Below are 13,295 nucleotides of genomic sequence, written 5' to 3' on the forward strand. Positions count from 1 at the left end.
GCGGCCGGCCCTGCGCCCGGCCGGTAGTTGGGCCGCCCCCTTTCAGGGGGCGGCCCAACTCCTTTGAGAGCCATGTGACTTCCACCGCACCGGTGCAACGTCGTGGCGTCCTACGGCTGGTGACGGCCCTCGGGCGGCGTCGACGGGACATGGCCCACGTCACACCTACGGGTGGCCCGGTGTCGCTCCGCCCGATCATCGGACCGCGGTCACTAAGGTTGGCGGGATGGTGATAACCAGTGAGCTCATCCACGGGGAGGTCCGGTGAACAGGCATGACGTCACCGATGAACAGTGGGAGGGGCTTGCCGATGTGGTCCCGCTGCGCGGCAGTGACGCCTGGCCGTCCTGGCCGGGCGAACCCACGCTGCCGGGCCGGGGACAGCCGCAGGCGGAGACCGAGCAGGACCGGCGCTTCGTGGTGCTCAGGGTGCAGTGCTTCGCCGACGCGCGGGAGGTCGCTGACTGCCTGATGGAGCAGTCGCCGGTGCTGGTGGATCTCACGGCCGCGGAGCCGGAGGTCGCCAAGCGCGTTCTCGACTTCGCCAGCGGTGTCGCGTTCGGTCTGGGCGCGCGGATGCACCGCGTGGACACCAACGTCTTTCTGCTGACCCCGTCGGGGATGGAGGTCGAGGAGCCCCGCCTGGGGGCGGCGGCAGCCGCCGACTGACCGGGTACCCCGATCGTGGGAAGGGCGGGGCGGTGGAACGGTTCCGCTGATCCGCCCCTGCTTACGGTCCGGTCATGGATACATCCCACGTCTGCGGCATCGTCGCCGGTGCCCCTGCCGACCGCACCTCCTCCTCCTCCACCACCACCGCCCCGGTCACCAGAGCCGCCTCCGTCCCGGTCGGGGACAGCGCCGCCGCGGTCCGGGCCGACCGCCCGACCGTGACCGAACTGCGGCTCTCCTCCTACAAGTCGCATCGTGGAGCCGCCTTCCCGCTGGGGCCGCTGACCGTGTTAGCCGGCCCCAGCGGCAGCGGTAAGTCCACCGCCCTGGAGGCGTACGCGGCGCTGTCGCGGCTCGGCGGAGGCGCCGCGCTCGGCGAGGTGTTCCCGGATGCAGCGGCGTGTGTGCCCGAGTGGGCCCGGCCGGACGCCCAGCACCGCCGCGGCTTCCGGATCGGCTGCACGGTCACGGGGCCCGCGGGTGTGGTCCGCCTCGATGTCGCGGTCCAGGCCGAGCCCGAACTGCGGGTGGTGGGCGAGCGGTTGACATGCGACGGGCAGGTCCTGCTGTCCACCGCGCTGCGCGACCCGGGGCGCCGTACGGTCCAGGCGGCCTGGCACACCGCGGGCTCCGTACCGGTGACGCGGGCCCCGCTGCCGGACGACCGGCTGGGTACGGCGCTGCTGCCGCTGCGCGTCGCCGGCAAGACGGCCGGCCAGCGCCTGGTGCTGGCAGCCGCGGAGCAGGCCGTGGTGGCGTTGCGTGCGGCGTTCGTCTGCGACCCGCTGCCCGAGACGATGCGCGCGCCGGTCGCGGTGGGGGAGGGCCGGCTGTGGCGCGGCTGCGGGAATCTGGCCGAGGTGCTGCGGCGTACGCGCGCGGAGTGCGCGACCCGGCACGCGGCCCTGATCGCCGCCTGCCGCGCCGGCTGCACGGGCGCGGTGGAGGACCTGACCGTCGAGTGGCTGGGGGACGGGACCGTACGGGCCGTGCTGGACCGGGGAGCACAGGGGATCACGCCCGTCGGGCGGCTGGGCGACGGGGAGTTGAGATATCTGGCCCTGGCGCTGGTGCTGCTGACCGGGCCCGGTGTGCTGGAGATGGACCCGGCGGCGGAGGTGCTGCCGGCGCAGCAGGCAATGACGGTGCTCGCCGACGGCCTGGACCGCTGCCTGGACGCGCGGCAGGCCCGCGAACTCCTCGCGCTGGCCGTACGGATGGGGCGGCGCGGGCACGTACGGCTGGTGGGGTCGGTGCGGGACGCGGGGCCGGCCGCGGCGGTCGCGGGGGTGTCGGTGGTAGACCTGGGGGTGTGAACGAGGCATCCGAGACCTCCCGGAGACACGGCCCCGGCGATCCGGCGTCGCTGCAGCGCAGGCTGGCAGCGTTCGCGGCGGCGCGCGACTGGGGGCCGTACCACACGCCGAAGAACCTGGCGGCGGCGCTGAGCGTCGAGGCGTCGGAGCTGCTGGAGATCTTCCAGTGGCTCACGCCCGAGGAGTCGGCGCGGGTGATGGAGGATCCGGGGAACGCTCACCGGGTGACCGACGAGGTGGCGGATGTGATGGCCTATCTGCTGCAGTTCTGCGAGGTGTTGGGGATCGATGCGCTCGCCGCCCTGTCGGCGAAGATCGACCGGAACGAGCGCCGCTTCCCGGTTTCGCAGAGTGAGCGGCCTCATCGTCACTCTCCGGAGTGAGTACACGCCCATGACAGCGCTTAGTTGTCCCAAAATTCGGAATCCCCCTGGCTTTTCCGATGATTGTCCATCACGCTGGGTAGTGGTTGGGTGACGACCTCGGCCGGAGGTCGGCACGGAGCGTAAGGGGGACGTGCGGATGGATGCGGTTGGACTGATCCGAGCCACCCGCCATGCCCTGGCGCGGACGCGGCACGTCCAGGACATCGTGGCCGAGGCGTGGCAGGCACAGGCGCTGGCGGAGGCCGTGGGCAGCCATCTCGCGGTCAACGGCCCGCTGGAACTGCGGTCGGAGGCGCGGGGGTTGAGCGAGGCGGGCGGCAGGGCCTGCCGAGCGCTCCGCAGTCCTCCCGCGGGCCGTGCGCGCGCGACCGAGCTGACGGGGGTGCAGGATCCGCGCAGCGCCCTGCTGGACCTCGGCGGGCTGCTCGGCGAAGTGGGGATAGCGCTGGTGGCGGTGGCCTGCGGGGCGGACGAGGAGATGCTCTACTGGCAGTGCGTCGAGGCCATCGACGCCGCCGACGAGTCGAGCGACCGGGTGCGGGGGTTGTTGCGGCAATTGGACGCCCGTGAGCGGCTGCAGCCGGACATCGCGGCGAACCGTCCCGATGTTGCCGCGGAACCGTCCTGAGGCGCCGCGGATCCGCACCGGCGGTGCAGGATGGATGCATGGACCTCCGCATCTTCACCGAGCCCCAGCAAGGGGCGAGCTACGAGACCCTGCTCTCCGTCGCCAAGGCCACCGAGGACCTCGGATTCGACGCCTTCTTCCGCTCGGACCACTACCTCCACATGGGCTCGGTGGACGGTCTTCCGGGCCCCACCGATGCCTGGATCACCCTGGCCGGTCTCGCCCGCGAGACGCGGCGGATCCGGCTCGGCACGCTGATGACCGCCGGGACCTTCCGGCTGCCCGGGGTGCTCGCCATCCAGGTCGCCCAGGTCGACCAGATGTCGGGCGGCCGGGTGGAACTGGGCCTGGGCGCAGGCTGGTTCGAGGGAGAGCACACGGCGTACGGCATCCCGTTCCCCAAGGAGAAGATCGCGCGCCTGGAGGAGCAGCTCGAGATCGTGACCGGCCTGTGGGCCACGGAGGTGGGCAAGACCTTCAGCCACCACGGCAGGTACTACCAGCTCGAGAATTCGCCCGCGCTGCCCAAGCCCGCGCAGCCCAAGGTGCCGGTGCTGATCGGCGGCATGGGTGCCTCCCGCACGCCGAAGCTCGCCGCGCAGTACGCCGACGAGTTCAACGTCCCGTTCGTCTCCGCCGAAGCGAGCGAGCAGCAGTTCGGGAGGGTCAGGGCGGCCGCGGAGGCCATCGGCCGCCCGGGCGACGACCTCGTGTACTCCAACGCGCTGGTCGTCTGCGTCGGCCGGGACGATGCCGAGGTGGCCCGCCGGGCCGCGGCGATCGGCAGGGAGGTCGACGAGCTGAAGGAGAACGGGCTCGCGGGCTCCCCCGCCGAGGTCGTCGACAGGATCGGGCGGTACGCGGCGGCCGGCTCCTCCCGGATCTACTGCCAGATCCTCGACCTCCACGACCTCGACCACCTGGAGCTCATCTCCTCGCAGGTGCAGTCCCAGCTCGGCTGAGGAGCCGTCATGTCCGCCCATGCCCCCGCCAGGCCACTGGCCGCCGCCCTTGCCGAAGGACCCGTCGTCCTGGACGGCGGGCTCTCCAACCAACTCGCCGACCAGGGCTGCGACCTGAGCGACGCGCTCTGGTCGGCGCGGCTGCTGGCCGACGCGCCCCAGCAGATCGAGGCTGCGCACATCGCGTACGCGGCGGCGGGGGCGCAGGTGCTCATCACGGCGAGCTACCAGGCGACGTACGAGGGCTTCGCCCGGCGGGGGCTGGGGTGGGCGGAGACTGCCGTGCTGCTGCGGCGCAGCGTCGAACTCGCCCGGCACGCCGCGGCGTGCCGGGCGGGCGAGGTGTGGGTCGCCGCCTCCGTCGGCCCCTACGGCGCGATGCTCGCCGACGGCAGCGAGTACCGCGGCCGGTACGGGCTGAGCGTGCGCGAGCTGGAGCGCTTCCACCGGCCGCGGATCGAGACGCTCTGCGAGGCGGGCCCGGATGTGCTCGCCCTGGAGACGGTGCCGGACGCGGTCGAGGCGGAGGCGCTGCTGCGGGTGACCGAGAGGACCGGGATTCCGGTCTGGCTCTCGTACACGGTCCGGGGCGAGGCCACCCGCGCCGGACAGCCGCTGCACGAGGCGCTGGTTCTCGCCGCGGGCCGTCCCCACGTCATCGCGGCCGGCGTCAACTGCTGCGATCCGCACGACGCAGACCGCGCGGTGGAGATCGCCGCGGAGGTCACCGGCAAGCCGGTCGTCGTCTACCCCAACAGCGGGGAGGTGTGGGACGCGGACGCCCGCGGCTGGCGGGGCGGCTCCGCGTACGATCCCGCGCGGGCGGCGCACTGGCGCGACGCGGGGGCCCGGCTCATCGGCGGCTGCTGCCGGGTGGGACCGGACCTGATCGCCGCGGTGGCACGCCGCCTCGGGACGGCGGGTCAGGGCCGTTCGTCAATGTGATCTTGGTTCGCGGTCTCATGCTTGCGTGATGCGTCGCCATGAACGGTCCGAGAGTGCGTGCTCACCGCCGCACGACAGTGCCGCAGACCCACAGGCGTCACCTTTGGTGACAGGGAGCAGCGTTGGCCGGGCAACGATCGTTCATTGGCCCTGTCCCCGGCGAGGACTCTCGGAGCGGGAAGGTATCCCGCACCTCGCCGGGGAAGGGCGTCTGCGCCAGAACCCGGGCTACTGGTCCGCGATCACTGACGCTCAGTGGCCGGAGGGCCGAACCTTCCGTGAAGCCGCCGCCGCACACCCATGGTTGATGGTTCCGATGGTGCGGGAGACCTCGGTGGCCCGGCACTGGTCGGTGTTCCGGGCGCCGAAGAGCGTCAGGACCAGGTTGTTGGGGTTGGAGCCGTTGTTGTTCTGGCGGCTGGACTGCGCGGTGTTCTGCTGGAACTGGTCCCCCACGGTGGCGGAGCCGCCGGATGCCCATGCCCCTGGGCCGTCCGCGGCGAGCGCCTGCGCCCAGGGATGCCCACCCGCTCACCGCCAGGACCACCATGGCTGCGGTCGCCGCCTTGTGTCCGCGCTCTTGTGCATTCCGGCCTCCCATTGTGATTCATCAGCCTTTTGGGCAACCGGTCAACGGCGGCTCTTGAAAAGGGAAATGGAGGCATGAAAGGAATCGCCTTGAACAGCCCACGCTTCACCAGCGACAACGAGCAGCTCTGTCGATCTGTTTTGTGGCTGCACCTGTCCTCGGGGTGATGCTGCAGTAGTTCATGTGAGAGGCGCTCGGAAGCCGAGGGCTGTGCTCTCCGGGGGCGCGTAAATCCGATACTTCGGTAAGGAGCGTCAACGCGGCTCGTGGGTCGGTGGGTCGGTGGGTCGGAACGTGGGAGCCCATTACTTCTCGGAGAGGGGTGAACACCGCGCGGGCCACTGATCCCGGGCGCGACCAGCCACAGCCCGACCCCGCCGCGCCGGTGACCACGGTCATCGGCGCGGCCGCGTTCCCGCGCAACGGCGCGGGGACACTGGCCGGACGATGCGGGCGCAGCAAAGAGGGGCGGCCGCCGAGGGTGCCTTCTGTCGCGCTGTCATACGCGCCTGGTCGACGTGCGCGTCCAAGCCGAACAGCCCCTGGTGCATGCACGGGGAAGGCTTCAACGGGGGTGAAGGGGCCGCCTCTTGGCCGGGCGGCGGCCGTCGGGCCTCCACGAGAGGTAGCGCCCCCATGAGCAGGGGCCCCGAGGCAGGTGCCTTGGGAGGCATGCCCCGGAGCCCCTGCGGCCCTGCAGAGGATGACCAGGCCGCACACTGCTCCAGCAGAAGGATTCACATTCTCAGTGCACTCTCCTCAACGCGGGGATACGCGTGACGTTACGCGATTTCCCAAACGGCCCAATGCGCTGGCCGATGTGCTCCACAACCCGAATCGACGAACATGCCTCATAGGTATTCCGGTGCGTCGGGGGCCCGTTCCCCCCGACATAACTCCTGCCCGAATCCCTCAATGCCGGTTGCGGCAGACATAACGCTCTTCATCTCTTCGACTCAACTCGCTCTTCTCTCGAGGCTGTTCCGTGCGAGACAAGCGTGTGGGGCCGTTTGGGCGGATTGCGGGCCTTCGGGCACCCCTCCATGAAGCAAGCTCGTTGTCCGGATAGTCCAAGCTATTCGGAATTCCCTCCCGGGACGCACGAGTGAAGGTTCAACGGACGGTGACGGCTGCCATGGTCGTCCTGGCAGTCAGTGGTCTGGTCTCCCTCGGCACGGGCACCGCGTTCGCGGATGGCCCGCAGGCGACGGCAGGCGGCGGCTCCGCCTCCGATGGTGACCTGTTCCAGCAGAACATCGCGCAGGAAGGCCGCCAGAGCAATAATTGCGGCAACCCCAACAACCTGGAGGCCACTCTCTCCGGCGGTCGCGCGAGTGCCCAATGCCAGGCCATCGACACCTCCCGCAACATCGGCTCCGTCTACCAGTAGCCCAGCACCGCCGCTCACCGCACCGTTCTCGGAAGTGGCCTTCCTCGAACGGTGTGGTGAGAGAGCGGTCCGTTGTTCCGCCTGGGCCCCGGCACCGAATGGCCGATGGCCGCGCGGCGCTTGCGGGAGTGCGGTCCGCCCGCCTCGTAGGGTCTCCACCGTGACGATCACGCGATACCCGCGGAGAACCGCCGCGAGACGGGCCGACGCTCCGGCCGTCCGCGGACCGTGGAGAGACCGCCCCCAGGACACCCCGCCGCTTCGTCCCGTCGCCGTCGCCGTCGTCGTCGTGCGCGTGACCGCGGCCCATGACTGACACCGGACTCTTGCGCCGGGCCGGGTACGTCCCCGGCCCGGCGCCGGTGTTCTACGAGGAGCTGGGGGCATCCGGTACCGGGCACCCCACCATCGTGCTGGTCCACGGAGGCGGCTTCTCCGGTTCCTGCTACCTCACGACGCCGGACGGCAGGCCCGGTTGGGCCTTCGACTTCGCGCGCCACGGCTACCGCGTGATCGTCCCGGATTGGCCCGGCGTCGGCCGCAGTGCCTCCGTCCCGCCCGACGCCGTCGACGGGGAAACCGTGGCCCGGGCACTGTGCGCCCTGCTCGACCACCTGGGACGGCGGACGGTGCTCCTCGTGCATTCCATGGCGGGGCCGTACGGCTTCAAGGTGCTGGAGACCCACGGCCACCTCGTCCGCGCCCTCGTCGCGGTCGCGCCCGGCCCGCCCGGGAATATCCAGCCCGTCTCCGAGCCGCTGCACGAGACCGCGGCCGAGGTCACGATCGCCACACCGTCCGTCACCCTGACGGTTCCCCGCACGGGGGTCTGGCGGCCGACCACCGAGTTCGTCGAGCGGAAGCTGATGGGCGCCGGCACCCGCCTCGCCCCGCGGGACGTGCCGGCGCTCCTGGCGCAGACGGCACCGGTCCCCGTACGGCTCCTCATGGGCCGCACCAACCTGCACGGCGCGCAGCTCACCGTCGAACGGCGTGATCACTTCGCCGGGAAGCCCGTACTCGTCCTGACCGGTTCCGACGACAGCGACCACCCCGGGGCGACGGACCGCGCGACCACGGAATGGCTGCGCGAGACGGGAGCGGACGCCGACCACCATCTGCTGGGCGACCAGGGTGTTCACGGCAACGGCCACATGCTGATGTCCGAGGACAACAGCAGCGGGATCGCTGATGCCATCGCCGCGTGGCTGGCCCGCCACTGACGGCCCTCACTGCCCCACGAGCGGCGGTCCCACCGTCTGCCCGCTCGGCATATGAGCAGGAAATTTCCTGGTTGCCGGGGTGCGCATCGGGCCATACTCGGACACGTGTTCCTGACGATCAGTACCACCGGCAGCCCTGAACGCCCCGCCACCGATCTCGGATTCCTGCTGCACAAGCATCCCGGGAAGGCGCAGGCGTTCTCCACCGCGCACGGCACCGCGCACGTCCTCTACCCCGAGGCGACGCCCGAGCGCTGCACCGCCGCGCTGCTGCTGGAGGTGGATCCGGTGGCGCTGGTGCGCCGCGGCCGGGGCAAGGGCCGCGGCGGGGCGCCCGACACGGCGCTCGCCCAATACGTCAACGACCGCCCGTACGCCGCCTCGTCGCTGCTGGCCGTGGCCCTCAGCAGCGTCTTCTCCAGCGCGATCAAGGGACAGTGCAAGGCCCGGCCCGAGCTCCCGGAAGTGCAGCTTCCGCTGCGCATCGAGGTGCCCGCACTGCCCGCCAGGGGCGGCCCCGAGCTCGTTGCGCGCCTCTTCGCGCCGCTGGGCTGGACCGTCACGGCCGACCCCGTGCCCCTGGACCCGAAGTTCCCCGAGTGGGGCGAATCGCGGTACGTACGCCTGACCCTGGAGGGCGAGGTGCGGCTCGCCGACGCGCTGCGCCACCTGTACGTACTGCTGCCGGTGCTCGACGACGCGAAGCACTACTGGGTCGCCCCGGACGAGGTCGACAAGCTGCTGCGCGCGGGCGACGGCTGGCTGTCCGGGCACCCGGAGCAGCAGTTGATCACCAGCCGCTATCTCGCGCGCCGCCGCGGCCTGACCCGGGAGGCGATGGAGCGGCTGGAGCTGGTCCGGCTCGCCGACGCCGACGACATCGAGGTCGAGGAGATCGACAACGCGGTCGACGAGGCGACGGACACCGAGGAGAAGCCGGTGCCGCTGGCCGTGCAGCGGCGTGCGGCGATCGTTGCGGCGCTGCGGGAGTGCGGCGCGAGCCGGGTGCTCGATCTCGGCTGCGGACAGGGCCAGTTGGTCCAGGCGCTGCACCAGGACGTGGGGTTCACCGAGATCGTGGGCGTCGATGTGTCCATGCGCGCGCTGACGGTCGCCGCCCGCAGGCTGCGGCTGGAGCGGATGGGAGAGCGGCAGGCGGAGCGGGTGACGCTGATGCAGGGCTCGCTCGCGTACACCGACGCACGGCTCAAGGGGTACGACGCGGCCGTGCTGAGCGAGGTCGTGGAGCATGTCGACCCGCCTCGGCTGCCCGCCCTGGAGTATGCCGTCTTCGGCGCGGCCCGCCCGCGGACCGTCCTCGTCACCACCCCCAACTCCGAGTACAACGTGCGCTGGGAGTCCCTCCCGGCCGGGCACGTACGCCATGCGGACCACCGCTTCGAGTGGACGCGGGAGGAGTTCCGGATCTGGTCCCGGGAGGTGGCCGAACGGTACGGCTACGGCGTCGGGTTCGCTCCCGTCGGCGACGACGACCCGGAGGTGGGGCCGCCGACCCAGATGGCCGTCTTCCACCGGGCCGATCCTTCGGAGGACGGCCCCCGCGGGAACGACCGCAGGGAACGGCACCACACCGCTGAGCACCACAGCACCGAAACCGCCACCGAAACCGGTACCGAATCCGCCACCGGAACCGGCACCGGAACCCGCGAGACCACGAAGGAGGGGAAGGCCGCATGACGACGGAAGAGAACGCCGCGGAGCCCACCGCGACGACCACCGGGGATCGCACCGGGGACCGCACAGGGGAGCGCACCGCGGAACGGGGGAATCGCACGCTGCCCGTCACCGACCTCGCCCTCGTCGTCCTCATCGGCGCCACCGGCTCCGGCAAGTCCACCTTCGCCGCACGGCACTTCACGCCCACGTCGGTGATCTCCTCCGACTTCTGCCGCGGGCTCGTCAGCGACGACGAGAACGACCAGAGCGCCAGCCGCGACGCCTTCGACGTCCTGAACTACATCGCGGGCAAGCGGCTCGCGGCCGGCCGGCTGACCGTGATCGACGCGACGAGCGTCCAGTCCGAGAGCCGCAAGCAGCTCGTCCGGCTGGCCCGGGAGCACGACGTCCTCCCGGTCGCCATCGTCCTCGATGTGCCCGAGGAGGTGTGCGCGGAGCGCAACGCGACCCGCCCCGACCGCGCCGCCCTGCCCCGCCATGTCATCCGGCGCCACCGCCGCGAACTGCACCGTTCGCTGAGGCACTTGGAGCGCGAGGGCTTCCGCACGGTGCACGTCCTGCGCGGTGTGGAGGAGATCGAGGCCGCCGAGGTCACCTTCGTACGGCGCTACAACGATCTGCGGCACCTCACCGGCCCGTTCGACATCATCGGCGACATCCACGGCTGCCTTTCCGAGCTGGAGACCCTGCTCGGCACGCTCGGCTACACCGTCGAGCGGGACACCCTGGGACGCCCCGTGGGCGCCGTACCGCCGGCGGGCCGTACGGCCGTCTTCGTCGGAGACCTGGTCGACCGCGGCCCGGACAGCCCGGGCGTGCTGCGCCTGGTGATGGGCATGGTCGCCGCGGGCACGGCGCTGTGCGTGCCCGGCAACCACGAGAACAAGCTCGGCCGGCACCTCAAGGGCCGCAAGGTCCAGCACACCCACGGACTGGCCGAGACCGTCGAGCAGTTGGAGAAGGAGGACGAGGAGTTCCGGACGCGCGTACGGGAGTTCATCGACTCCCTCGTCAGCCACTACGTACTGGACGAGGGCAGACTCGTCGTCTGCCACGCCGGCCTGCCCGAGAAGTACCACGGCCGCACCTCCGGCCGGGTCCGCTCGCACGCCCTCTACGGTGACACCACCGGCGAGACGGACGAGTTCGGCCTGCCCGTGCGCTATCCGTGGGCCGAGGAGTACCGCGGCCGCGCGGCCGTCGTCTACGGCCACACGCCCGTCCCGAACACCTCGTGGATCAACAACACGATCTGCCTGGACACCGGCGCGGTCTTCGGTGGCCGGATGACCGCGCTGCGCTGGCCGGAGCGCGAGATCGTCGACACCCCCGCCGAGCAGGTCTGGTACGAGCCCGTGAAGCCGCTGGCCCCGCAGGCGCCGGGCGGCCACGACGGCCGGCCGCTCGACCTCGCGGACGTCCACGGGCGGCGGGTCGTGGAGACGCGGCACGCAGGGCGGATCGCGGTGCGCGAGGAGAACGCCGCGGCGGCGCTGGAGGTCATGAGCCGCTTCGCCGTCGACCCGCGGCTGCTCGCCTACGTGCCGCCGACCATGGCGCCGACCGCGACGTCGAAGCGGGAGGGTTTCCTGGAGCACCCGGAGGAGGCGTTCGCCTCGTACCGGGCGGACGGGGTCGGGCGGGTCGTGTGCGAGGAGAAGCACATGGGGTCGCGGGCGGTGGCGCTGGTCTGCCGTGACGCGGAGACGGCGGCGAAGCACTTCGGGATCTCGGGCCCCGCCGGCTCGTCCGCCGCGGCCGGACCGTCCGAAGTGTCCGGCGCGACCGGCCCGACCGGCGTACTGCACACCCGTACGGGCCGTCCCTTCTTCGACGACGAGGCCATGACCGAGGAGATCCTCGGACGGCTGCGCGCCGCCGTGACTGCGGCCGGTCTGTGGGAGGAGCTCTCCACCGACTGGCTGCTGCTGGACGCGGAGCTGATGCCGTGGTCGCTGAAGGCGTCCGGTCTGCTGCGCACGCAGTACGCCGCCGTGGGCGCCGCCTCCGGTGCCGTCTTCCCGGACGCGCTCGCCGCGCTGGAAGCGGCGGCCGCGCGCGGGGTGGACGTCGGCCGGCTGGCTGCCGTCCAGCGCGAACGGGCGGCGGACGCCGCGGCGTTCACCGAGGCGTACCGTCGCTACTGCTGGTCGACCGACGGGCTGGAGGGGGTGCGTCTGGCGCCGTTCCAGATCCTGGCCGTCCAGGGCCGCAGCCTCGCCGGGCTCCCGCATGACGAGCAACTGGCCCTGATCGACCGGCTGATAGGCCACGACGCGTCGGGGCTGCTCCGGACCACCCGGCGGCTGACGGTCGACACCGGCGACGAGGAATCGGTCCGGGACGGCGTGGACTGGTGGCTGGAGATGACTGCGGCCGGCGGCGAGGGCATGGTCGTCAAGCCGCTGCAGGCGCTCGTACGCGACGCCTCGGGGCGGCTGGTCCAGCCGGGCATCAAGTGCCGGGGCCGCGAGTACCTCCGGATCATCTACGGACCCGAGTACACCCGGCCGGAGAATCTGGAGCGGCTGCGCGCCCGGCACCTGGGGCACAAGCGGTCGCTGGCCCTGCGCGAGTACGCCCTGGGGCTGGAGGCCCTGGACCGGCTGGCGGACGGCGAGCCGCTGTGGCGGGTCCATGAGGCGGTCTTCGCGGTGCTGGCGCTGGAGTCGGAGCCGGTCGACCCGCGGCTGTAGCGGCGGGAGGGGCCACCGGGGGCGGGGCGGATCGGACGGTCCGCCCCGCCCCGAGCGCTTCACCGCTGTCGCGCTGCCATCGCGAACCGGCCCGGGCCCCGAGTGAGCCGTGTCTCACCGGTCCGCCGCGCCCTTGTCTATGCAACGAGTTGCATAGAAGACTGCGGGCATGGCCCTCGAGCACGCGATCCTCGTCTCCCTGCTGGAGCAGCCCGGCTCCGGATACGAGCTGGCCCGGCGGTTCGACCGGTCCATCGGCCACTTCTGGACGGCGACCCACCAGCAGATCTACCGCGTGCTCAAGCGCATGGAGAGCGACGGGTGGATCGACGTCCGCGACGTGCCGCAGGACGGCCGGCCGGACAAGAAGGTCTACTCCGTCGCCGACGAGGGCCGGGCCGCGCTCTCGGTCTGGCTGCACGAACCCGTGGAGCCGGAGAGCGTCCGCCACGACCTGGCGGTCAAGGTCCGCGGTGCCGCGTTCGACGACCCCACGGCACTGATCGCCGAGGTGGAACGGCACCGGTCCGCCCATGCCGAGCGGCTCGCCCGCTATCTCTCCGGGGAGGAACGCGACTTCCCCGACCCCGGCGCCCTCGACCCCGGACAGGAACTCCAGCACGTCGTCCTGCGCGGCGGCATCGCCTATGAGCGCATGACCCTCGACTGGCTCGACGACGTCCTGGCGACCCTGCGCCGTATCGGCGGCGGCGCCTAGCACCGCGATCCGCTCACCTCAGCACGTCATCCGCTCACTTCAGTACGCCCTCTCACCCTCGCCCAGGAAGGC

The 13,295-nt window shown here is 71.7% G+C and carries 12 protein-coding genes; 11 read left to right on the plus strand and 1 reads right to left on the minus strand.

What is annotated here, in order from left to right; all coding sequences use genetic code 11:
• The first annotated feature begins 264 nt into the window (after nucleotides 1–264).
• The 6 genes from ACGFNH_RS12355 to mmuM all read left to right on the plus strand — a co-directional run bounded on the left by ACGFNH_RS12355 (nucleotide 265) and on the right by mmuM (nucleotide 4,909).
• On the plus strand, nucleotides 265–669 hold the full coding sequence (locus ACGFNH_RS12355; RefSeq protein ID WP_393653024.1) for a cell division protein SepF: 405 nt from the start codon (nucleotides 265–267) through the stop codon (nucleotides 667–669).
• Between the two features lie 74 nt (nucleotides 670–743).
• Nucleotides 744–1,988, plus strand: a complete 1,245-nt coding sequence (locus ACGFNH_RS12360; protein ID WP_393653025.1) for an AAA family ATPase — start codon at nucleotides 744–746, stop codon at nucleotides 1,986–1,988.
• On the plus strand, nucleotides 1,985–2,371 hold the full coding sequence (locus ACGFNH_RS12365) for a nucleotide pyrophosphohydrolase (protein ID WP_393653026.1): 387 nt from the start codon (nucleotides 1,985–1,987) through the stop codon (nucleotides 2,369–2,371). Before ACGFNH_RS12360 ends, ACGFNH_RS12365 begins: the two co-directional genes overlap by 4 nt.
• A gap of 139 nt (nucleotides 2,372–2,510) precedes the next feature.
• The gene (locus tag ACGFNH_RS12370) at nucleotides 2,511–3,002 is read left to right on the plus strand and encodes a DUF6099 family protein (protein WP_393653027.1); all 492 of its coding nucleotides are present in this window, start codon (nucleotides 2,511–2,513) and stop codon (nucleotides 3,000–3,002) included.
• A gap of 38 nt (nucleotides 3,003–3,040) precedes the next feature.
• On the plus strand, nucleotides 3,041–3,964 hold the full coding sequence (locus ACGFNH_RS12375; protein ID WP_393653028.1) for an LLM class F420-dependent oxidoreductase: 924 nt from the start codon (nucleotides 3,041–3,043) through the stop codon (nucleotides 3,962–3,964).
• A 9-nt stretch (nucleotides 3,965–3,973) separates the two neighbouring features.
• Nucleotides 3,974–4,909, plus strand: coding sequence for a homocysteine S-methyltransferase (gene mmuM / locus ACGFNH_RS12380; protein WP_393653029.1), 936 nt, complete (start codon nucleotides 3,974–3,976; stop codon nucleotides 4,907–4,909).
• Nucleotides 4,910–5,161: 252 nt separating this feature from the next.
• Here the strand turns inward: mmuM and ACGFNH_RS12385 are convergent, their stop codons facing one another.
• Nucleotides 5,162–5,365, minus strand: coding sequence for a hypothetical protein (locus tag ACGFNH_RS12385; RefSeq protein ID WP_393653030.1), 204 nt, complete (start codon nucleotides 5,363–5,365; stop codon nucleotides 5,162–5,164).
• Between the two features lie 1,256 nt (nucleotides 5,366–6,621).
• On the opposite strand from ACGFNH_RS12385, the gene ACGFNH_RS12390 reads away from it, so the two are divergent.
• From ACGFNH_RS12390 to ACGFNH_RS12410, 5 genes are all read left to right on the plus strand, one after another.
• Nucleotides 6,622–6,888 carry a hypothetical protein gene (locus ACGFNH_RS12390; protein ID WP_393653031.1) on the plus strand — a complete coding sequence of 89 codons (267 nt, stop codon included), beginning with the start codon at nucleotides 6,622–6,624 and terminating at the stop codon, nucleotides 6,886–6,888.
• A gap of 308 nt (nucleotides 6,889–7,196) precedes the next feature.
• Nucleotides 7,197–8,111, plus strand: coding sequence for an alpha/beta fold hydrolase (locus tag ACGFNH_RS12395; protein WP_393653032.1), 915 nt, complete (start codon nucleotides 7,197–7,199; stop codon nucleotides 8,109–8,111).
• Nucleotides 8,112–8,216: 105 nt separating this feature from the next.
• Entirely contained in the window at nucleotides 8,217–9,809 is a 1,593-nt protein-coding gene (locus ACGFNH_RS12400; protein WP_393653033.1) for a 3' terminal RNA ribose 2'-O-methyltransferase Hen1, read from the plus strand.
• A complete protein-coding gene (locus ACGFNH_RS12405) occupies nucleotides 9,806–12,505 on the plus strand; it encodes a polynucleotide kinase-phosphatase (RefSeq protein WP_393653034.1) in 2,700 nt (899 codons plus the stop codon). The genes ACGFNH_RS12400 and ACGFNH_RS12405 overlap by 4 nt, the downstream gene beginning before the upstream one ends.
• 169 nt (nucleotides 12,506–12,674) lie before the next feature.
• Nucleotides 12,675–13,223: a PadR family transcriptional regulator gene (locus ACGFNH_RS12410; RefSeq protein ID WP_393653035.1), complete on the plus strand. Its 549-nt coding sequence runs from the start codon at nucleotides 12,675–12,677 to the stop codon at nucleotides 13,221–13,223.
• The last annotated feature ends 72 nt before the right edge of the window (nucleotides 13,224–13,295 follow it).

The sequence above is a fragment of the Streptomyces sp. NPDC048639 genome (assembly GCF_043199075.1).
GTDB lineage: Bacteria > Actinomycetota > Actinomycetes > Streptomycetales > Streptomycetaceae > Streptomyces.

Coding starts and splice junctions, on each gene's coding strand:
- ACGFNH_RS12405 (WP_393653034.1), top strand. CDS start 9,806: ATGACGACGGAAGAGAACGCCGCGGAGCCCACCGCGACGACCACCGGG.
- ACGFNH_RS12375 (WP_393653028.1), top strand. CDS start 3,041: ATGGACCTCCGCATCTTCACCGAGCCCCAGCAAGGGGCGAGCTACGAG.
- ACGFNH_RS12410 (WP_393653035.1), top strand. CDS start 12,675: ATGGCCCTCGAGCACGCGATCCTCGTCTCCCTGCTGGAGCAGCCCGGC.
- mmuM (WP_393653029.1), top strand. CDS start 3,974: ATGTCCGCCCATGCCCCCGCCAGGCCACTGGCCGCCGCCCTTGCCGAA.
- ACGFNH_RS12395 (WP_393653032.1), top strand. CDS start 7,197: ATGACTGACACCGGACTCTTGCGCCGGGCCGGGTACGTCCCCGGCCCG.
- ACGFNH_RS12370 (WP_393653027.1), top strand. CDS start 2,511: ATGGATGCGGTTGGACTGATCCGAGCCACCCGCCATGCCCTGGCGCGG.
- ACGFNH_RS12360 (WP_393653025.1), top strand. CDS start 744: ATGGATACATCCCACGTCTGCGGCATCGTCGCCGGTGCCCCTGCCGAC.